The sequence below is a fragment of the Emticicia soli genome, assembly GCF_037860775.1.
Taxonomy (GTDB): domain Bacteria; phylum Bacteroidota; class Bacteroidia; order Cytophagales; family Spirosomataceae; genus Emticicia; species Emticicia soli.
Genome location: NZ_JBBEWC010000003.1, coordinates 303,320 through 324,961 on the forward strand (window position 1 = coordinate 303,320; position 21,642 = coordinate 324,961).

The 21,642-nt window shown below is 39.3% G+C and carries 18 protein-coding genes; 9 read left to right on the forward strand and 9 right to left on the reverse strand.

What is annotated here, in order from left to right; genetic code table 11:
- Window positions 1–5 precede the first annotated feature (5 nt).
- The 5 genes from WAE64_RS04770 to WAE64_RS04790 all read right to left on the reverse strand — a co-directional run bounded on the left by WAE64_RS04770 (window position 6) and on the right by WAE64_RS04790 (window position 5,642).
- Entirely contained in the window at window positions 6–1,634 is a 1,629-nt protein-coding gene (locus tag WAE64_RS04770) for an FAD-dependent oxidoreductase (RefSeq protein ID WP_340235289.1), read from the reverse strand.
- 201 nt (window positions 1,635–1,835) lie between these two features.
- Window positions 1,836–2,687 (reverse strand): carboxylating nicotinate-nucleotide diphosphorylase, encoded by an 852-nt coding sequence (gene nadC / locus WAE64_RS04775; protein ID WP_340235085.1) that lies wholly within the window; start codon window positions 2,685–2,687, stop codon window positions 1,836–1,838.
- 35 nt (window positions 2,688–2,722) lie between these two features.
- Window positions 2,723–3,496 (reverse strand): type III pantothenate kinase, encoded by a 774-nt coding sequence (locus WAE64_RS04780; protein WP_340235086.1) that lies wholly within the window; start codon window positions 3,494–3,496, stop codon window positions 2,723–2,725.
- Between the two features lie 128 nt (window positions 3,497–3,624).
- A complete protein-coding gene (locus WAE64_RS04785) occupies window positions 3,625–3,999 on the reverse strand; it encodes a VOC family protein (protein WP_340235087.1) in 375 nt (124 codons plus the stop codon).
- A 5-nt stretch (window positions 4,000–4,004) separates the two neighbouring features.
- On the reverse strand, window positions 4,005–5,642 hold the full coding sequence (locus tag WAE64_RS04790) for an ArnT family glycosyltransferase (protein WP_340235088.1): 1,638 nt from the start codon (window positions 5,640–5,642) through the stop codon (window positions 4,005–4,007).
- Between the two features lie 137 nt (window positions 5,643–5,779).
- Between WAE64_RS04790 and WAE64_RS04795 the strand changes: the two genes are divergently transcribed.
- Window positions 5,780–6,571: a response regulator transcription factor gene (locus tag WAE64_RS04795; RefSeq protein ID WP_340235089.1), complete on the forward strand. Its 792-nt coding sequence runs from the start codon at window positions 5,780–5,782 to the stop codon at window positions 6,569–6,571.
- 305 nt (window positions 6,572–6,876) lie between these two features.
- Here the strand turns inward: WAE64_RS04795 and WAE64_RS04800 are convergent, their stop codons facing one another.
- Together WAE64_RS04800 and WAE64_RS04805 are read right to left on the reverse strand one after the other, a co-directional pair.
- The gene (locus tag WAE64_RS04800; protein ID WP_340235090.1) at window positions 6,877–9,294 is read right to left on the reverse strand and encodes an alpha-ketoacid dehydrogenase subunit alpha/beta; all 2,418 of its coding nucleotides are present in this window, start codon (window positions 9,292–9,294) and stop codon (window positions 6,877–6,879) included.
- A gap of 468 nt (window positions 9,295–9,762) precedes the next feature.
- Complete coding sequence (locus tag WAE64_RS04805; protein WP_340235091.1) at window positions 9,763–10,503, reverse strand: SDR family oxidoreductase; 741 nt, start codon at window positions 10,501–10,503, stop codon at window positions 9,763–9,765.
- Window positions 10,504–10,691: 188 nt separating this feature from the next.
- On the opposite strand from WAE64_RS04805, the gene WAE64_RS04810 reads away from it, so the two are divergent.
- The 6 genes from WAE64_RS04810 (at window position 10,692) to WAE64_RS04835 (ending at window position 17,859) form a co-directional block, all read left to right on the forward strand.
- Window positions 10,692–12,176, forward strand: a complete 1,485-nt coding sequence (locus WAE64_RS04810; protein ID WP_340235092.1) for an aminotransferase-like domain-containing protein — start codon at window positions 10,692–10,694, stop codon at window positions 12,174–12,176.
- A gap of 199 nt (window positions 12,177–12,375) precedes the next feature.
- Complete coding sequence (locus tag WAE64_RS04815) at window positions 12,376–12,801, forward strand: DUF1573 domain-containing protein (protein WP_340235093.1); 426 nt, start codon at window positions 12,376–12,378, stop codon at window positions 12,799–12,801.
- A gap of 312 nt (window positions 12,802–13,113) precedes the next feature.
- The gene (locus WAE64_RS04820; protein WP_340235094.1) at window positions 13,114–14,319 is read left to right on the forward strand and encodes an ATP-grasp domain-containing protein; all 1,206 of its coding nucleotides are present in this window, start codon (window positions 13,114–13,116) and stop codon (window positions 14,317–14,319) included.
- Window positions 14,320–14,394: 75 nt separating this feature from the next.
- Window positions 14,395–15,744 carry a glutamine synthetase family protein gene (locus WAE64_RS04825; RefSeq protein ID WP_340235095.1) on the forward strand — a complete coding sequence of 450 codons (1,350 nt, stop codon included), beginning with the start codon at window positions 14,395–14,397 and terminating at the stop codon, window positions 15,742–15,744.
- Window positions 15,745–15,756: 12 nt separating this feature from the next.
- Window positions 15,757–17,091 carry a GntP family permease gene (locus WAE64_RS04830; RefSeq protein WP_340235096.1) on the forward strand — a complete coding sequence of 445 codons (1,335 nt, stop codon included), beginning with the start codon at window positions 15,757–15,759 and terminating at the stop codon, window positions 17,089–17,091.
- 75 nt (window positions 17,092–17,166) lie between these two features.
- Window positions 17,167–17,859 (forward strand): molybdopterin-dependent oxidoreductase, encoded by a 693-nt coding sequence (locus WAE64_RS04835; RefSeq protein WP_340235097.1) that lies wholly within the window; start codon window positions 17,167–17,169, stop codon window positions 17,857–17,859.
- Window positions 17,860–17,940: 81 nt separating this feature from the next.
- Here the strand turns inward: WAE64_RS04835 and WAE64_RS04840 are convergent, their stop codons facing one another.
- Window positions 17,941–18,813, reverse strand: coding sequence for a T9SS type A sorting domain-containing protein (locus WAE64_RS04840; protein ID WP_340235098.1), 873 nt, complete (start codon window positions 18,811–18,813; stop codon window positions 17,941–17,943).
- A 123-nt stretch (window positions 18,814–18,936) separates the two neighbouring features.
- Complete coding sequence (locus tag WAE64_RS04845) at window positions 18,937–19,653, reverse strand: pyridoxine 5'-phosphate synthase (RefSeq protein WP_340235099.1); 717 nt, start codon at window positions 19,651–19,653, stop codon at window positions 18,937–18,939.
- Window positions 19,654–19,904: 251 nt separating this feature from the next.
- On the opposite strand from WAE64_RS04845, the gene WAE64_RS04850 reads away from it, so the two are divergent.
- A complete protein-coding gene (locus WAE64_RS04850) occupies window positions 19,905–20,354 on the forward strand; it encodes a GatB/YqeY domain-containing protein (RefSeq protein WP_340235100.1) in 450 nt (149 codons plus the stop codon).
- A gap of 74 nt (window positions 20,355–20,428) precedes the next feature.
- Window positions 20,429–21,586 (forward strand): iron-containing alcohol dehydrogenase, encoded by a 1,158-nt coding sequence (locus WAE64_RS04855; RefSeq protein WP_340235101.1) that lies wholly within the window; start codon window positions 20,429–20,431, stop codon window positions 21,584–21,586.
- Window positions 21,587–21,642: the final 56 nt, after the last annotated feature.

Below are 21,642 nucleotides of genomic sequence, written 5' to 3' on the forward strand. Positions count from 1 at the left end.
TACCCTTATTTTACATACTCCAAACGTTGCTTATCTTTCAGTAATTCAGCTCTAAGCGTAGCATAAGGCAAGGCTTGAGGCGTTACTTTGTTGTTAATTGCCAATACTGCTGCTGTTGCGGCTGACTGTCCCAGAATCATGAATACAGGCTCCATACGGATAGAACCAAATGCAATATGTGAACTCGACACACAAACGGGTACGAGTAAGTTTGTGCACTCATTGGCTTTAGGTAATATGGCACCATAAGCAATAGAATAAGGTTTATCTGGGTGTACGCCAATGTCTCCTTCGTTTTGCACGTAGCCGTCTTCTTTCACATAGCGTTGAATATTGTGTGAGTCTAAAGAGTAAGAACCCATACCAACCGAGTTAGGTACTTGTGTTTTGCCAAGCGCATCGGCTTCTTTCATTACAAATTCGCCTACCATGCGTCGGGCTTCACGAATGTATAATTGGTGCGGCCAGCCGCCATTGTCTTTAAACTCGTCTTTAGGCAAGCCCCATTGCTGCATTTTTTCGTGTACATCGGCAGGTATGCTTGGGTCGTTCTGTAAAAAGTACATTAAGCCTTTCTGATATAATTCATGGTCTTTGATAATTTCCTTACGGCGCTCATAGCTTGCCTCTGGATAATCATAGTTTTGGCCGATATAGTCAGTACTAAATGGCCCATGATTATTGGTGTCAGTCTTACGGTTCGGAATCGGGTCATATTTATCGAAAGTCTCACGCCAACCCGATGTAAATACTCTGGCTAACAGTTCGTAACGGGCAGGGTCGTAGCCCTGTGGTTTTTCGAAAGGAATCCGGTTATCAGGGCTATTGCTTAAACACATTCTGAAACAATACGCCTGTATTTTATCATCGCCCGAGCCATATTCGCCCGGAGGTGCCGCTGAAACCTCTGGTAACAAACCACTATTGGGGTCATTAGGCACTTTATAAGGGCTTATTTTGCTTTTAAAGTGATGCCCATGTTGAAATACTTCTGTCTGTACGCCATTCCATTTTTCGCCGTAAACACTGTTAGCTTCACGACCTACGTGGTACGATACGCCTGCGGCTGCCATTAAGTCACCTTCGTAGGTAACATCAATAAACATTTTTCCTTCATAAGTATTGCCACTTAGCGTGCGGAACGAACGAATGTTAGTGCCTTGTTTGGTAACACCTTTTTTAGAGCGGTCGAGCCATTCGTTACGGTGTACGGTTAGCTGATACTCTTTTACAAAATCTTCAAAAACCTGCTCGGCTGCATGGGGTTCAAATATCCACATGGTGCGGTTGTTGCCATCAATGGCAGGTGTGCCTTGGCCTTTGTTGCCATATTCTTCTTTTTTCTGCCATTGCCATGCCTCCGGTTTTTGGTAATGGTTATACAAGCGGTGATAAAACTCACGAGATAAACCACCGATTACTTCTTTGTTACCCGTATCAGTAAAGCCTAAACCACCCGACGAAAGTCCGCCTAAATGAATATCTGGCGATACGATGATGACTGATTTACCCATTTTTTTTACTTGTACAGCCGCAGTAACCGCTGCCGAAGTGCCGCCATAAACAATTACATCGGCTTTATAGGTTTTGGCTGTTTGGGTTTGAGGTGGCGTATAAGCCGGAAAGACCATCATAGCCACTATAAGCCCAATAAAGAGCGAGAGTTTTTTCATAGAAGTTGAATAATTTAAATGCAAAATAGATGGATGTTGAATAAGATGGTAATTTATCAAATAAAAGCTTTAGAAAAAACAAGATTGTAGGTAACAAACAAAAAGCAGTTATACTTTGCGATACGTATAACTGCTTTTGGGGAAAATTATCGTGATTTGCTGCTATTTTACAGCTTTAAGGCTTAAATCTAAACTTTTGGCAGAATGTGTCAGATAACCTAGTGAAACGTAATCAACGCCACACTCGGCATATTTTCTGACATTAGATGGCGAAATACCACCCGATGCTTCAATCGGGAATCGGCCATCAACCATTTTTATGGCTTCTCTTATATTCTCATAACTGAAATTATCAACCATTATGCGTACTACACCACCTATAGCTAATACTTCTTGTAGCTCAGTGAGATTCCTTACCTCAATTTCAATTGGTAAGTTTTTATTAGTTGCTTTTAGATAATTATGGGCTGCATCTAAAGCATTTTTGATACCCCCTGCATAATCAACGTGATTGTCTTTTATCAGAATCATGTCAAATAATCCAAAACGATGGTTAACGCCACCGCCAATCTGCACGCCCCATTTTTCGAGCATACGGAAACCCGGTGTAGTTTTGCGGGTATCGAGCACTTTGGTTTTTGTACCTTCCAATAGCGTTACTACTTGGTGGGTAGTAGTGGCAATACCGCTCATGCGTTGCATACAGTTTAGTACCAAACGCTCGGCAGTAAGAATAGAGCGGTCGCTGCCTTCTACATAAAAGGCTATATCTCCATATTTAATAGGCTTGCCATCTTTTATTAAAACTTTAACCTGCAAGTTTTTATCAACAGCCTTAAAAATCATTTTAGCTAGCTCTACGCCGGCCAGAATACCGTTGTCTTTTACTAAAAGTCTTGCTTTTCCTACGGCATCGGCAGGTATTGTCGATAAAGATGTGTGGTCGCCATCGCCCACATCTTCGGCCAGTGCATTTTTAATAAATTTCGTAATCGCTCTTTTATCTATCTCCATAAGCTTAACCCAAAGGGCGTTTTTTGAAATACATTTTATGATGCTCGAGATTCCCCGATAATTCTTAATCCTTCTAATGTTAGTTCACGGTTTACCTCTACAAATTCACCGTGGAGTGTAGAGATAATAGACGAAAGTCCTCCGGTTGCAATAGCAATACAATCGCCATTGAGTTCGGCTCTTATCTTATGTATCATGTTGCGTACCAAACCCTCATAACCCCACAAAATACCAGCCTGAATGGCATGTACTGAGTTTTTGCCTAATACAGATGTTGGTAATTCTAGCGGCACATCGGGCAGTTGTGCTGTGTTAGCAAACAAGGCTTTAACGGCTGTCCGTAGACCCGGAGCTATCGAAACTCCCAATACTTTCCCTTTGCTCGATACTACCGTGAAAGTGAGGGCCGTACCGAAATCTACAATTACACAATTGCGTTTGTATTTAGTATAGGCTGCTACGGCATTTGCTACTAAGTCGCTCCCAATTTCGTTGGGGTTATCAATCGATACTTCGAGAGACGGGAAAATGTAAGCGTTTACAATGGTAGGTTCAATACCAAACATATTGTTGACCAATTGCTTGAAGATAGGCGTGAGCGGCGGAACGACACTACTCAGTACAACCTTTGTGATATCAGAAAAGCGTAGGCTGTTTTCTAAAAAATATTGTCGGAAACGGTATTCGAAAAAGACATAGTTCTCGTCTTTTAGCGACTTAATTCTAAAATTATGAAGTAATTGTTTATCTTCATAAATCCCGAAAACAGCATCGGTATTACCGACATCTATCACTAATAAATTATTCAAGAGGCAAATTTTAAAGTTTGGATTCCAAAGTTTGCAAAATCTTATCAATCTCTCAAAACTTTTCAGTAAGAATTAACAGGATTTTGAGATAATTGAAGCTGATGAATTGAGCAAATACGTTTTATAAATTAATCGATTCGCCAGGGTGGACTCTTCCGGTTTACTCCGGCATGATAAATAATCAGCAGATGATTATCTAAATCTTTTATTCGGGCTTCACGCCATAGCCATGTTTTATCGTCGGGCAGTTCTTCTATCACCATACCTTTCCGTATCAGTTCGCTTATTTTTTCGTCTACGTTATCTACTTCAAAGTAAATCCAGACACCTGAGTCTTGCACAGGCTTTTCTGCTTGATGGATAGAGAAAGTAGAATCTCCCTGCATACATTCAAAACGAGCATAATGCGGTGTTTTTACAATGAGCTTAAGCCCCAGTGTTTCGTAAAACTCTACCGATTGCTCTATGTTACTTACCGGAATGGTTATCTGATTTAAGTTCATTGGTGTTAGATATTTTTCCGTTTCAGAAATACAAACCCATTTTTTTCTTCAATTAATTCCAGATTCGGGTGATTCTTATATGCTTCGTATCTGTCAATTCGTGTAACAAAAAATGCGGGTTTATCTATTTTACCGGTCAACAGCCATTCTTCAAATTCTAGCGGAGTCATTTTTTCTGTAGAAGCCGGTTCGCTATCAGGTTGTTTCTGAAAATAAAACAGGTGTGCATAGCTTTTAAAACCAATCACGCTAATATACACATCTTGCCCACGTTTAGATTCATAAAAATCAATGGCGGCACCTTGTGTATAGCGTTCAATTTTGGGCACAATTGTAGCACCAACCAAAAACAGACATACAGCTGTTGATAGGGTGATGCCGCTGATAAACCACCATTTTTTGTGAAAAGAATCTTTTTTTACAAAAATTAAAACTAAAAGTATAATAAAGTACGTAAGTCCTATAAATACCTCAAAACCACTCCAGTGTACAATGGCGTCAAAGTTTTTTACGGCGAAGGGGTCTTTGATATAAGGAATAATTTTTGCGGTATTCATGCCAATAAGTGGTACAGCCACCAGCACAAGCGATAATACAAAACCTATGATGAGTAAACCGAATGTGATCCATTTGTTCCATTGTCTTTTGCCGCTCAGCCAATCGTATAAGAAACTGGCAGCCATAAAAGAAAGCGGAAAATAGGCCATAGAAGAGTAGTGGACAATTTTTGTGGTAACAATACTGAACAGAATCATAACTACCCAGAAAGTGATTTTCATCCAGGAGCCAAAACCTTCTTGTTTGCTGGCCAAAGCCGGAATACCAAATATTGACATTGGGAAGCATCCTATCAGCACCACCACAAAATGATAATAGAATGGCTGGCCGTGGCCGGCGTCGGGAGTGCTGAATAAGCGTATTTGGTATTCGATAAACTCTTGGAAAAACCAAAAGCCGTTGTCTATCAGTTCGTTAGCAAACCATAACGAAGCAACAGCGATACAGGAACTCGCAAAGATTAATATTTGTTTAAGTGTAAAAAGATTTTTAAATTTGTTAGGAAGTATCCAATATGAAACTGCTGTCAGTCCCCAGATTAACCCTCCTACAGGGCCTTTCGTGAGAATTGATAAGCCAATAAATATACCGGATAGTAATATATATTTTGAGTTGGTTTGGGCCTTAAAGGAAAAATAAATCCCCAGAAAAATGAATAAGTTGAATGTCGGGTCGATGATGCCGGATTTAAAATACAAATGGGGAGTAAAAGAGCCTAAATAAATAAGTGCCCATATTAAGCCAAAATTTGCATTTCGGATACTTCTCCCAATAGAGAATACAACCCAAAGAGTAATACATCCAACCACAGCGTTTGAGAAGCGTGCAGCAAACTCATTTACGCCCAATGCTTGCATTGCTCCAGCCTGCATCCAGAAAAAAAGCGGTGGCTTTTCCCAAAAGGGTTTATAGTCAATCTGAACTTTGCTGTAGTTTCCTGTGAGAATCATTTCTCTGGCTGATTCGGCAAAATTGATTTCGTCCCAGTCGAATAAGTGTACGTTTCCTAAGAAAGGAAAGAAAAAAAGGATTCCGAGAGCTAAAACAATATAAGGGAAATATTTTTGGTCTAATTGTGTACGCATTAAGTAACCTGAAATTTTTTCCAAAGGTATGAATAAAATATAAAAGACAGTAGCAATAGCCTATTTACACCAAACAACAAAACCAGCAGCTTATATGAAGAAAGATACATATACCTAAACTATAAATAATATGTAGCATGTTTTTGTCGAGGGAAATAGAAAACGAACTGTTAAGGTTAAGAGAAACAATTAACAAATACTATCCGGAACCAGTAGAGATAGATTACAAGAAATATGATGTACCGACAGGTCTTTTTAGCTTATTAGAGCATAATCAAGGCGTTCTGACATTAAAATTTGATTTAAAACACCTCAAGATAGTAGATATTAGTAAAAATATTATTAACTTTACAGGATATTTCAGGAAAGAATTTGGTGAAGACCTTATATTAGGCTTTGCTTCTTTGTTAGCTAAAGAGCATATCTCGCTAATCGGTGTATTTGGTAGCTGTATACAAGAGGTTTTAAAAAATCATTCAAAGGCTTTTATAGCAGATTACTTTTTAAATTCTTGGGGTGTAAAGTTCTATAATAAGGCCGGCGAAACCATGAAATGGTATATGAGTGCCTTTCCGCTAGAGTTAGATGCCAACGGGAAACCATTATTGCTATTTATCTCTATTCAGGATATTACTCATTTAATGAAAGGAGACGATTACTGGATAAGAGGAGTATTTGAAAAAGAAGAAAAGAAAGTTTTCGTTTATCACTCGTCGGAAAACCGAATTGTAGAACAGGAAATTTTATCAGAAAGGGAAAAAGAAGTTCTGAAATATATTAAGCAAGGCTTAAATACACGGCAAATAGCCGATATGTTAGCCATTAGCCCAAACACTGTAGATAATCATCGCCGGAATATGTTAGCCAGAACCGGCACTCGTGATACCACTGCACTTGTTCATTTATGTAAGATGATGGGCATCGTTTAAAAATATTTCATTTCAAAAGATATTTTAATATTTAGTAAGTGCTTAATAATAAGCGATTTAAAGAATGGTCTGCGGCTCAATAGTCAGAATGACTATTGTTATATCCGCAAAATTTTGCGAAATCGCACACTTATCTAAAAAACTCACTTTTTTAGTCACAGCAAAAGTTGTTTTGGGTTCATCGGGGGACAGATTCTGCCCCCTTTGCCTTTTTTAGGGGGTGTAGTGTTAAGCAATAAAAAAAACGCAAACATTAAATGCCTGCGTTTCTTCTTAATATTTTTCTTAAATTCTACTATCTATTTTTATTTATACAAATCAGGGAAATCGGCTGGGCGAGCTTCGTGCATCATTTCATAAACCGCATCAAAAATAGTTTCGGCATTAGGTTTCGAAAAATAATCGCCATCGGCTGCATAGGCAGGGCGGTGCGCTTGGGCTGCAATGGCTTTAGGCGCAGAGTCTAACCACCGATAAGCCTTTTGCTCGTCAAGTACTTGCTGCATCATAAACGCCGAAGCTCCACCGGGCACATCTTCATCGGCAAAAATTACTCTATTGGTTTTTTTGATGGATTCAACAATGCTATGGTTAATGTCAAATGGCAGTAAAGACTGCACATCTATTACTTCTACACGAATGCCTACCTGCTCAAGCTGGTGTGCTGCTTCCATCACAACTCTACACATAGAGCCATAGGTAACTATGGTTAAATCGTCGCCTGTTTTCAGTGTTTCCGGTATGCCTAGAGGTACACAAATCTCTGAAAGGTTGGTTGGAAGTTTCTCTTTGATACGATAGCCATTCAGACACTCGATAATAAGCGCAGGGTCGTCGCCCTTTAGAATTGTATTATAGAAGCCGGCTGCCTGTACAAAGTTGCGAGGAACTAAGATGTGTATGCCACGTAAACAGCCTAACATAGCCGACATCGGCGAGCCCGAATGCCAGATACCTTCAAGGCGGTGGCCTCGGGTACGTATAATAAGTGGGGCTAGTTGTCCTCCTACTGTTCGGTAACGAAGTGAGGCTAAATCGTCGGTAAGTGTGGCAAGAGCGTAATAAATATAGTCGAAGTACTGAATCTCTACAATTGGGCGTAAACCACGCATAGCGGCCCCAATACCTTGTCCTATAATGGTTGTTTCACGGATTCCGGTATCGGTTACCCTTATTTCGCCATATTTATCTTGCAAGCCTGCAAAGCCTTGGTTTACATCGCCAATTTTACCTACATCTTCACCAATAGCAAATACTTTAGGGTCTTTGCTAAACAAAAGGTCAAAATAGGTATTAATTATCTCACGGCCATCTACACCAATACTTCGTTCATCATATTCGGGCGCAACGCCTTTTACATGCATCGGTGAAGTCGGATATTCACTCAATAAATGCGTATTAAAGCGCTCTTTGTTTTCGATGGCTACTTTTTCGAGCCATTCAACAATGGCTTTTTTAGTACTACTTTCTTCCTGACGCATCAATATCAACGCTTTTTTTATAAGGCTGATAATCTCTCGGCGAACAGCGTTTTCAGTGTGCTCCAGCTCTTCTTTTAACTTACTTATGGCTGCTGCTTGTTTACTTTCGGCTGCTGCTTTTTTTAGTAATTGCTGCGCAAACTCTATATCAGGCTTAATTGATTCTCTATAAGCTGCCCAAGCAGCATTACGTGCTTTTTTGGCAGTGTCTTTGGCTTTGGTTTCAACCTCTTTTATTTCTTCTTCTGTGGCATAGCCATTAGATAGTATCCATTCTTTAAGGTGAAGGTTACAATCAAACTCATGCTCAAAGCTCAGGCGTTCTCTTGATTTATAACGCTCATGCGAGCCAGAAGTAGAGTGCCCCAGTTGTTGTGTTACTTCAGTAACGTGCACCAAAACAGGTACGTGCTGGTCTCGGGCATATAATGCCGCTTGTTGATACGCTTCTACAAGCTCTACATAATTCCAGGCACGGGCTACTATAATTTCGATACCATTAGAGCCATCTTTTCTTTGGAATCCGGCCAAAGCCTCTGATATACTCGATTTAGTAGTTTGGTATTCTATCGGAACCGAAATTCCGTAGCCATCATCCCATACCGAGAAAATAATAGGTATTTGTAAAACACCCGCAGCATTGATTGATTCGAAGAACATTCCCTGCGAGGTAGAGGCATCGCCAATGGTTGCAAAACAAACTTCGTTGCCGTTTTTAGAAAACTTGGTAAAGGCTTGTAAATCAGGATTATGTCTGAATAGTTTTGAGGCATAGGCCAGCCCTATTGCCCGGGGCATTTGCCCGGCTGTAGAAGAAACATCACTTACGGTATTGTATAATTCGGTTTGATTGAGCCATTCACCATTCTCATCAATCCAGCGGTTTCCATAGTGGGCATTCATAGAGCGTCCACCAGAAAACGGGTCATGCTTTATATCGGGGTGAGCATATAACTGCGCAAAGAATTGTTGCCAGTTAAGGCCTCCAACAGCAGCTAAAAATGTTTGATCTCGGTAATATCCTGAACGAAAATCGCCCTTTCTGAATACTTTCGACATGGCAATCTGAGCCAGTTCTTTGCCATCTCCAAATACTCCGAAATTAGCTCGGCCCATGAACACGTCTTTCCGGCCTATTATACTAACTTCACGGCTTTCGCAGGCAATCCGGTAGTCATTTAAAACTTCTTCTTTAGTTAATAAAACATCTGTTGAGGTGATTAGGTCTGATGCTCCAGTCATGCTTTAAATTTTGAATGGTTAAAATGGGAAGGCGAATCCATACAAAAAATGGTTAATGTACCTTACTCAACTAAAAAATAATACAAATTAGTTGTCATACTAACTAATTGTGTTGTAAAGTTAACTGAAAATATTTCATTTTTCAAAAAATTGACCTGCTAATGAAGCGGCTTAGGTTAAATATATGGCAAATAGAAGGCTATTAAGGATTGCATTATAGGAGCTATATGGTATCAACACATTTAAGATTTTTTACAATTATCAATCTAAATTATTATGGGTAATAAGTAAGAATCACTATAATTGCAAACTCCATTCAGTGGCTGCAATTATAGTGATTCGTAGTGTTATTAAAATGACTTACAAGAATGGTAAACTCTTTTTATCTTCTTAGTCTACTCAGTATAAATTCAAGGAATGAATGCGATATTTTAAACGAAAAAAATAACCCTAAGCAACTTCTTCGTTTTAATTTTTAGCCCAATCGTCAAAATAGATAGTTCCCGAGTGAAAGTCACCTACAGGCACTAGTCCAGACTTCGGAAGAACAAAAAACATATATTTATTTTCGTCGTCTGCCACTACCTCTTTATCTTGTTCATTGATAGAAAGATATCTTTTTACAAATTCATCCATTGGTGCACGTTCGGGGCCAGCAATCTCGACCGTACTATTTTTATGTTCCTCTAGTGCAAACCTAACAACATATTTAGCAACGTCTTCAGCAGCTATTGGTTGGTAGTCAAGTGTAGAAACATGTACTACATTATCATTTGATTGTACTGCGATAATAGTTGAAATATGTTCGTGAAACTGTGTAGAACGGATAATTGTATAAGCAATCCCAGAGTTTTTAATGGTATCTTCCTGGTCTTTTTTGGCACGAAGATAGCCTATATATTGGGCTCTATCAGTACCTACAATAGATAAGACAAGGTGATGCTTGACACCTGCTGCTTTTTCTGCAGTAATTAAATTCTTTCCTGCTGTTCTGAAGAAATTGAGCGCATTTTCCTCTTCAGGCGAAGACGAGTTCGAAAGATCAATAACAATGTCGGTGCCATTTAGGGCTTCAGTAAGGCCTTCACCAGTTATAACATCAATACCTGTTGAAGGTACACCAACAATTACTTCATGACCTGCCTCCTTCAATTTGCTTGTGACGTTTCTGCCTATAAGGCCAGTTCCGCCGATAACTAAAATTTTCATTTTTTAAATTTGTTTTATTAATACTACCAAAATCATATTGCTACTAATAAATCAATAGTATTGATAGAAAACCTATATGAGTAATTTATACTAATAATCGAAAAGACCAGCCAGAACTTTTTCGACACTAATAATTTAGTAAATTTACATGGCATTCTATTTGTCCTAGCCATCCAACAATCATATTCATGCCAGTCCAGACTTTGCCTTTTAGTACTTTAATTAAGATAGATAGAAAATCAATTGTGCCAATTTTTCAACAACTGGCAAAGGGTTTAATACAATTAATTCAAGATGGTAAGGTAAAACCGGGTTTTCGTTTACCATCAAGTAGGGAGTTGGCAATAACTATGGGGCTTAACAGAACAACAGTAGTAGCTGCCTATGACGAACTAAGTGTTCAAGGCTGGATTGAGGTTGTTCCTCGTAAGGGTGTTACTATTTCAAGTAAACTCCCGCTTCTAAAACCAAAGTCATTTCGTGATTCTACAAACGAAGAGGTAAGCCGTAAGCCAAGTTTTTACAAAAAACTTACAAGCAAGGATCAGAATATACAAAAAAACTCTTTTGATATAGTAGTAAATGACGGTTATCCTGACGCTCGTATTGCGCCTTTGCAAATGCTTAGTAGCCAATATAAAACTTTGCTAGGTCGACATTCCCGACACGTAATGCTGATTAATGAACGTTCAACTGGCGCAGCTTCACTGAGAACCGAGCTTTCATTATTTCTATCGCAGACACGTGGATTAAACGTTACAGCTGATAACATACTTACAACCAGAGGAGCTCAGGGAGCTATTTATATTGCGGCGCAAATGATTGTAAAGCCTGGAAGTAAAGTAATTGTTGGAGAACTTAATTATTCAATGGCTAACAAGGTTTTTCGCCAACTTGGGGCTACACTGATAAAAGTTAGCATAGACGAAAATGGTATTAATGTTGACGAGATAGAAGAGATTTGTAAAGTTGCAAAACCAGACCTACTCTACATTATCCCGCACCATCATCATCCTACAACCGTTACTTTGAGTGCAGAAAGAAGAATTAAATTATTGAATGTTATTCGTACTTATCAATTACCAGTGATAGAAGATGATTATGATTACGATTTTCATTATGAAAACAGCCCGATACTTCCGTTAGCAAGTGCAGACCACAACGGGCTTATACTTTATGTTGGTTCTATTTCAAAAACACTGGCACTAACAGTTCGGGCTGGTTATCTAGTTGCTGACACAGATATAGTTTTGCAGGCCAGTAAATTTAAAGAACTGATGGAAATCAGAGGCGATTACCTCATGGAAGATTCCATTGCAAACCTTTTTAAGTCAGGTGAAATGCAAAGGCATATATCCAAGTCAGTAAAGCTATACAAAAACCGGAGAGATATTTTTTGTGATTTGTTAAAAAGCAAGCTGTATGAGGTGCTTCAATTTAATGTTCCTTATGGAGGAATGGCTGTATGGGCATTATTTGACAAGAAACTTTCGCTTCCTAAAATATCTGCTGCGCTTGTAAAACATAGAATATATTTAAATGATGGCAGTTTATATAATCAAGAAGTGTCTGACATAAATGGCATTCGCTTAGGCTTTGCATCAATGAACGAGAAAGAGATAGAAAAATTCGTTTCTGCGCTTTTTATTGAAGCAAAAAAGTATTCCTCATAAACATTTTTAGGCAGACTGTTTTTTAGCAAATATTTTATAAAATAACCTGTAGCAAAATCAATTTTTGTAAATCAGAAGAGTTTTGTTAACAACTTGTTAAATATTTGGTATATATATGGTATTAGTATTTATTTGCGTTTAGAAATAAGCTTTAGTAATAAAACAGAATTTATTTTTAACTTTAAATTATTCAAATCTAATGAAAAAATTCTTATCAACAATTGCGGTGGTTTTTGCATTTGTAGCTTCAGTACAAGCGCAAGGCGTATTGAAATTCAATAAAGAAGTACACGATTTCGGTAAAGTATCGGAAGGCCCACTAGCAACTTATAGCTTCGAAGTAACAAATACAGGTACTGCTCCGGTTGTTATCTCAAATGCTGCTGCTTCATGTGGCTGTACTACACCTGAGTGGTCTAAAGACCCAATTATGCCAGGTGGTAAAGGAACTATCAAAGTAGGATATAACACATCGGGTCGTCCGGGTGCGTTTACAAAAACTATCACTGTTACCAGCAACGCTGAAAACGCAACAGTAGTTTTAACAATCAAAGGTGAAGTTACTGCTCCATCAGCATCACCTTCAGCTCCTGCTTCTGCACCAAACGGAAAGAAAAAAGTATAATTCAAACGAATATATCTTTTAACAAGAAGCCATCTGCTCATAAGCAGGTGGCTTTTTTGTGTTTCAGCACTAATGAACCATAATTTTTCAATTTCGTTTCTCTCTAGCTTGTCTAAATGAAAAAAAATATCGAATATCGAATAATAAACCATCAGGCAAAATAAAAACTTGTTTATACGTAAGTTTTGCCAGATTTATTCGGTGTCGGAAATAATAAAAGAAATATTTACAAAGTGCACCACAACAATGACTACTTTACCAAAGTAGTTCATTAAATTCGAACACTAAATCAAAAAACTAAAACCTTGACTTATGAATTTTCTCTGCATCTGTACTTATTTTAAAGGAGTAGAATTTCTGAAATCCTGCAAAGCCGAAGGGAATACCGTGTATTTGTTAACCAATAAAAAACTGGAAAATAAGGCTTGGCCGTGGGAATCAATAGACGAGACATTTTATTTAGAGAACATCGATAACACATTTGATACTTATAGCAATATAATAAAAGGTTTGGCGCACCTAATGCGCAGCAAAAAAATTGACCGCATTGTAGCGCTCGATGATTTTGATGTAGAGAAAGCCGCACTAGCCCGTGAGCATTTCAGGATACCGGGTATGGGACAAACCACCGCCCGCTATTTTCGTGATAAACTGGCTATGCGTGTACAAGCTGCCCATGCAGGTATTAATGTGCCACCATTCAGTGCGTTGTTTCATGATGTTGACATAACCGAATACCTTCAATCTACAACTGCGCCGTGGGTTATTAAACCTCGTTCTGAGGCCTCGGCAGCGGGTATCAAAAAAGTACATAGTTTTCAGGAGGCATGGGATACCATTCATAGTTTAGGCGAAGAAAGACACAATTATCTGATAGAGCAATTTAAACCCGGCGATGTATATCATGTAGATGCATTAACTGTTGATGGTAAAGTTATTTTTGCCAGATGCAGCCAATACCTGAACACGCCATTTGAAGTAGCACATGGCGGGGGAATTTTCCGCTCGGTTACAGTTGAGCACGATTCGAAAGACGAAAAAGCACTAGCAAAAGTAAATGCGCAAGTAATGAAAGCCTTTGGTATGAAGTTCAGTGCTTCGCACACCGAGGTAATCAAATGTTATGAAGATGGTAAATTCTATTTTCTGGAAACAGCTTCGAGGGTAGGAGGGGCTAATCTGGCCGAAATGGTTGAGTATTCGTCGAGCATTAATTTATGGCGTGAGTGGGCAAAAATAGAAACTGCCGTTGCCACGGGTGGCGTTTATGAATTGCCTCCGGTTGATGATTTTTATTCGGGGATTATTATCTCTCTGTCGTCTTACCAATGGCCAGACTATGCGCCATTCAACGACCCCGAAGTAATATGGAAAATGGACGAAGAATACCACGTGGGTTTAATTGTACGCTCAAGTAAACGTGAAAGAGTTTTAGAACTCATGGAGAAATATGCCCTCATGATTCGAGACTTAGGCTATCATGCGTCAGCCCCTGCGCCCGATAAACCTGTACATTAACAATAGTACGAATTGCCAATGTGTTGCGTATTATAGGATACCGAAACACCAAGCATTTATAACTCAAACCTAAATATGACTACTCAAGAAATAATCGATTACGTAAATTCACACCCATCAGGAAAAGTAAAACTGGCTGTTGCCGATATTGATGGTATTTTAAGAGGTAAATATATCAGCAAACAAAAATTTCAGTCGGTAATTGAGGGAGATTTAGGCTTTTGTGATGTGGTACTGGGTTGGGATATGGCCGATGTTTGTTATGATAATACCGATTTCACAGGATGGCACTCGGGTTACCCCGATGCCAAGGTAAAACTCGATTTATCGACATTCCGCAAAATTCCCTGGGAAAACGATATTCCGTTTTTCTTAGGAGAATTCATTGAAGAAGCGGCTGAAATATGCCCTAGAAATATATTGAAAAAAGTAATAGCCGAAACCGAGGAGGCAGGCTTTAAACCTTTTTTCTCGCAAGAGTTTGAATGGTTCAATTTTGAAGAAACGCCTGTTTCGGCCAATGCGAAGGGTTTTCAGAATCTTACACCTATTACGCCGGGTATGTTTGGGTATTCGATTCTCAGAAGTACGTTGAAAAATGATTACATGAGTGCTCTATTTGAGCAATTGACCAAATTCGACGTACCGCTCGAAGGGCTGCACACCGAAACTGGCCCGGGTGTATATGAAGCGGCCATTACTTATTCTGATGTGCTAAGTGCTGCCGACAGAGCTTTGCTTTTTAAAACTTCGGTAAAAGAAATCGCCTATCAGCAAGGTATTCTGGCAACATTCATGGCAAAAATCAATGAAAACCTACCGGGTTGTAGCGGGCACGTGCACCAGAGCCTTTGGGATAGCGATGCCAAAACTAATCTGTTTTATGATGAAAAATCGCCGAATCATATAAGTGAGCTAATGCAGAGCTACATGGCAGGGCAATTGTATTGCCTGCCTCATATTCTACCTATGGTTGCGCCTACTATTAACAGCTACAAACGCTTGGTTGAAGGCGCATGGGCACCAACTACGCTCACATGGGCGGTCGATAACCGCACAGTAGCTTTGCGGGCCTTGCCAATCAGTAAAAAATCTTGTCGTCTTGAAACCCGTGTGGTAGGTTCGGATACCAATCCGTATCTGGCTTTAGCAGCTTGTCTGGCGGCTGGTTTATATGGCATCCGTAATAATCTGAAACTCAATCAACCTGCTACTATTGGAAATGGGTATCAGGATATAAGCAATGGTGTATTACCCCGAAACCTTGATGAGGCTACCAAGACCATGAAAAACTCGGAGGTAGCAAAAGAACTTTTCGGCGAAAAATTCGTAGCTCACTTTACTCAAACCCGTGACTGGGAATGGCGCCAATATGCCAAAGTTGTAACCGATTGGGAGTTAAAAAGGTATTTTGAGATTGTTTAACCTAAGCCTTGCATGATAATACTCGTTGTTTTTCTGGCCATTGTTTTTATTATCTTATCTTCAACCTGGTTTAAGTTACATCCTCTGGTGGGCTTGCTTCTGGCTGCTTTAGGCGTTGGTATTTTTGCCGGCTTACCTATTGATAAGTTAGCCGATACCATTGGCAAAGGCTTTGGTGAGTTGATGTCGAAAATTGGATTGATGGTTATTCTGGGTTGTGTGATAGGGGCTATACTCGATAAATCGGGGGCAGCTATTAAAGTGGCCGATATTATTCTAAAACTCTTTGGCGAAAGATACCCATCGTTTGCCATGTCGGTAATTGGGGCAATTGTGGGTATTCCTGTTTTTTGTGATTCTGGCTTTATCATTCTGGCAAAACTCAACAAGATTGTAGCCAAAAAGATCAAAAAGCCTTTAGGCACTATAGCCATTGCGCTATCTGGTGGGCTTTTTGCTACGCATACTTTGGTGCCGCCTACACCGGGGCCACTATCGGCTGCTGGTAACTTGAATCTATCACATGGTATTGGGCTGGTTATTCTGATTGGTTTGATAGTATCAATTCCAAGTTTGTTTTTATCAACCTGGTTTGCCGAGAAATATGCCAAGAATTTGGCGATTATTGAAGACAACGAAGATAAGCAAAATGATACCCAACACCGCACTTTACCCTCTGGTTGGAAGGCATTCATGCCAATTTTGCTGCCTATTATTTTGATTACCATAGCATCATTTGCCAAAATATTTGCGCTGAATGAAACCCTTACCAAGTGGCTCAATTTTTTGGGTAGCCCTTTAGTTTCGTTTCTGATAGCCATCTTTTTTTCTTTCAGTTTATTTCCCGAAAAACCTTTCGAGAAAATCTTTGCCTGTTTTAAAAGTGGCATAGAGCATTGCGGTACAACCTTAGTACTGGTTGGTGCAGGCGGTGCTTTTGGAGCAGTGCTGAAAGAAACACAATTGAAAGATATTGTAAGCGATTGGCTGGTAGCTAACCAGACGTCAGGGGTCGCATTTTTGTTGATTGCTTTTCTGGTCGCAGCGTTTTTTAAAACAGCGCAAGGCTCCACCACTACCTCAATGGTATTAACCTCAGGTATTCTAGCACCATTGCTTGTATCAATGGGCTTTACCGAGCCGCTTGATTTGACCTTATTGGTAATGGCAATTGGTAGCGGCGCCATGACGGTTTCGCATGCCAACGATGCCTGGTTTTGGGTTGTATCACAGTTTACGGGACTTACACAAGGCGATGCCTATCGTACGCATACCGTTCTTACAGGCTTGCAGGGTATTGTGAGCATTATTACGGTTTGTTTGATTTATTTTATTATTCATCTTTGATTAAAAGTCTTTGGAAGTAACTAAATGCCATAAAAGTATGTTATGTTGTTTTACTTTCTGCAAATACATTAACAGATGGAAGAGGTAAGCAAACTAGATAAGATTATTGATGCGAGAATGAAACTGAAAGCTCGCTTTGAAGAAAAAATGAAAATTACCCCATCAATGGCGGATGACCGCCCGATGGGAAAAGGAAAAATAAACAGGCACGGCATGCCTGAATTACCAGTTGGACAAACCCAGACAAATAAATGGCCTGTGTTAGACTTGGGCTATCATCCAGATATTTCACTCGACCGCTGGCGTTTGACTGTTGATGGCGAGGTAGAGAACCCAGTAGTATTGAAGTGGGAAGACTTTATGGACTTGCCTCAGGTAGAAGACACCAGTGATTTTCATTGTGTAACCACGTGGTCTAAAATGGATATGGTTTGGAAAGGTGTAAGGCTGATGGATATTGCTGCTTTAGTGCAACCCAAAGAAACTGCCACGCATATTATGTGTTATGGTTATGATACTTATACTACTAACGTATCAATGGAAGAAGCCTTAAAACCTGATGTGTTGCTGGCACATACTGTTTATGGTGAGCCTCTTGCAAAAGAACATGGTGGTCCTGCACGTATGATAACCCCGCAATTATATGCCTGGAAAGGCTCAAAGTGGATAAAACGCATACAATTTTTGCCTAAAAACAAGTTGGGCTTCTGGGAAGAAAGAGGTTATTCTAATACCGCTTACCCTTGGCGAAATGATAGATATAGTTGATGGACTCAACATGTTGAGATATAAAAAAGGAGCTACATATATTTATGCGGCTCCTTTTACGTTTCTTACCTTATTCAAATCTTATTCTTTTCCGTCTGGTAGGCTAACTCTTTTCACGGTTCCATCTTCACCTTGCGTTACCATCACAAATACAACGCCTTTTTGTTTACCAATATTAATCTGGCCTACGTAATCACCGCTGAAATCTTTGATTTCGTCTTTGGCTATTACATTGCCTTTCAAATCCATTACTTTAATCGATACATCGCCTTTTTGTTGGCTGCTGAAACGAAGATTCAATATATCGGTTTTAGGATTGTTAGGATAAACGCTTAGCCCACGAACTGTTTTGCTTGACGAACTGCCATCGAAAGCAAAAACATCAGGTAATGCTTTGAACTCAAACTGTAAGTCTTTACCCATTTTGCTAAGTTCTTCATTCAGGCCTTTCATGTCGATATTAAAATCGTCTGAGAAATCCCTATGTTGGCCATCACGACGATAAATCCTTGTACGAGGTTTGTCTCTGATAACTATGTCGTCGTCATCACTACGAAGCTCAAAATGCTCATTCCCATTGCTATTCCTATTACGGCTATAAGACCTTACACGTGGTCTTTCTGAGTCAAAATTTCTTTCAAAATGGTCTTCGTTTTCATGAAGTTCACCTGAAAAACTTTCTACTTCAACCTTAGTACCACGCACTTTGTCTTTATTGGTAGCCATTACAGAGTCTTGATACTCCTGAACCAGCTTTTCTTGTTGCTTATCTGTCAGACCTGCGGCATCAAAAGTTTTTTCGTGCACTTTAGTTTTTCCATCAATATCCTGTTCGATTCTGACACGTACGGTGCTTTTTTTATCTTTCTTATCCTGAGCAAATGATGCGAAAGAACTAAGGGCAAACAAAGCCAAGAGGCTTACTTTTAGTGAATTACTGAGTGTAGCTTTCATAATTTTATTAAATTTTGTAAAAAACTTTAAAGAAATAATATTTACTGTTGGCGCAATGTTGCACAAACTTAGTAAACAGTAGAATATCAGGCTGTTAAAGTTTCTTAAAAATTGTTAAGAAGCCTATTGTAATTGCCTTAAATACAGTTGAATAGTGTTTTCTAAGCCAAAATAAAGTGCATCAGAAATGAGCGCATGCCCAATAGAAACCTCCAGTAAATTCGGAATATTCTGTTTGAAATAAGCAAGGTTTTCAAGGCTTAAATCGTGCCCGGCATTTACACCTAAACCAACTTGCTCGGCCACCTTTGCTGCTCTTGCATAATCTCTGATAGCCTCTTCTTTATTTTCAGGATACACGTGTGCGTAGCGTTCAGTATATAATTCAATACGGTCGGTACCTGTTTCGGCTGCTCCTTCAACCATTCGCTCAATAGGGTCAACAAAGATAGATACCCTGCAACCTACACTTTTGAAAGTGGCCACTAATTCTTTCAGGCGGTCACGGTGGGTAGTTGTATCCCAACCGGCGTTTGATGTAATGGCATTCAGCGCATCAGGCACTAAAGTAACTTGCGTTGGTTTATTAGCCAGAACCAAATCAATAAACTTAGCTTCGGTCGGATTCCCCTCTATATTAAATTCAGTAGTTACTATTTCCTTTAAGTCATATACATCCTGATAACGGATATGTCTTTCGTCAGGGCGTGGGTGAACTGTGATTCCCTGTGCCCCAAATCTTTCGCAATCAATGGCTGTTTTTACCACATTTGGCATATTCCCTCCACGAGAATTTCTTAAAGTTGCTATTTTATTAATATTTACTGATAATTTTGTCATTGTAATTTCTTTATAGTGGAGAAAGGATGATGGAGACAGGAATAAGAAGAAAAAGGAATATTGTTTTCTTCGTTTTCCATTTTCCAGAATTTAAATTAATAACTGTTTCTCATTACTTATGAGTTCCCAAATTTGGGAGCTAAAATAATATTTCTCTAATTTCTTTGAACGCTTCGAAACGAATATATTCAATCGCTTGTTCAAAAGAGATTAGATATAATCTATCTAATGTATAATAAACTACCAACAAAATGGCATTAAAAACAGAAATTGACGCACAGATTAAAGCAGCAATGCTCGCTCGTGACTCAGTAAGGCTTACAGCTTTACGAGACATTAAAAAAGTAATTTTATTAGAAGAAACTAAAGAGGGCAAATCAGGCGATTTAACGGCTGATGATGAATTGAAATTACTTACAAAAGCTGCCAAACAAAGAAGAGAATCGGCTGATATTTATCGCCAACAAAATCGTCCTGATTTGTTAGATAAAGAATTAGCAGAGTTAGCTATTATCGAAGAATTTTTACCAAAACAATTGTCAGAAGAAGAGTTGAAGGCAAAACTACAAGAGATTATTGCTCGTGTAGGAGCGTCGGCACCTTCAGACATGGGAAAGGTAATGGGAGTTGCTTCAAAAGAACTAGCCGGCTTAGCCGATGGTAAGGCAATATCAGCTACAGTAAAATCACTTTTAGCATAATATATTTTTCTTATACTTTGTAGCGATGCCATGTTTTTTAAAAGCATGGCATCGCTATTTTAAAAATAATCGCCATGTTTAATAATTTTGTTTATCAGAATCCTGTCCGAATACTTTTTGGTAAAGGACAAATTGCTCAACTTGACAGACAAATACCTAAGGACGCTAAGATTTTGCTTACTTATGGCGGAGGTAGCATCTTTAAAAATGGTGTATACGAGCAAGTAAAGGAAGCCTTAAGCGGCAGAAACGTAATTGAGTTTGGCGGTATAGAAGCCAACCCGACTTACGAAACATTAATGAAAGCTGTAGAACTTGCCAAAAAAGAAAACATTGATTTCTTGTTGGCAGTAGGCGGTGGGTCGGTCTTAGATGGCACCAAATTTATTGCTGCCGCAATACCTTATGAGGGCGACGATGCCTGGCAATTGGTAACAGGTAAAGCCAGAATCAGAGAAGCAACGCCTATTGGCGCAGTGCTTACCTTGCCTGCAACGGGTTCGGAGATGAACTTTTTTGCAGTTATTAGCCGTAAAGAGACCCATGAAAAGAAAGGAATGGGACATCCGTTATTGTATCCTGTCTTTTCGGTACTTGACCCTGAAACAACCTATTCTTTACCTAAGCAACAGATAGCTAATGGTATTGCTGATGCTTTTACGCACGTGATGGAGCAATACATGACATACCCTGTAAACGCCGAAATACAAGACCGCATGGCAGAGTCTATAATCCAGACCTTGATTGCTGTTGCGCCAAAAACACTTGAAAATCCGACAGATTATGAGGCTCGTGCCAATTTTATGTGGGCAGCTACTGTGGCATTGAATGGCTTTATAGGAGTAGGCGTACCGCAAGATTGGGCTACGCATGATATAGGTCATGAATTGACGGCTTCTCATGGCATAGACCACGCCCGCACTTTAGCAGTAGTATTGCCACATTTATTAAAACTAAAGAAAAAAGATAAACGTGGAAAACTGATTCAGTACGCTAAACGAGTGTGGAATTTGAGTGGTACTGATGATGAACTGGTAGAAGGAGCTATTCAGAAAACAATTGATTTTTACGAATCATTAGATATACCAACCAAGGCTAGTGCTTATGGGGTAGGTCAGGAAACGATTGATAAGATTGTATCACGTTTTAAAGAGCGTGAAATTGTTTTAGGCGAAAGAGCCGATATTACACCGGAGGTAGTAGGAGAGATTTTGGAAATGAGTATTAAATAATAGAATTTAGTGTTTACCTCAAGAAAAGCCGCTAGCAATTTACTACTAGCGGCTTT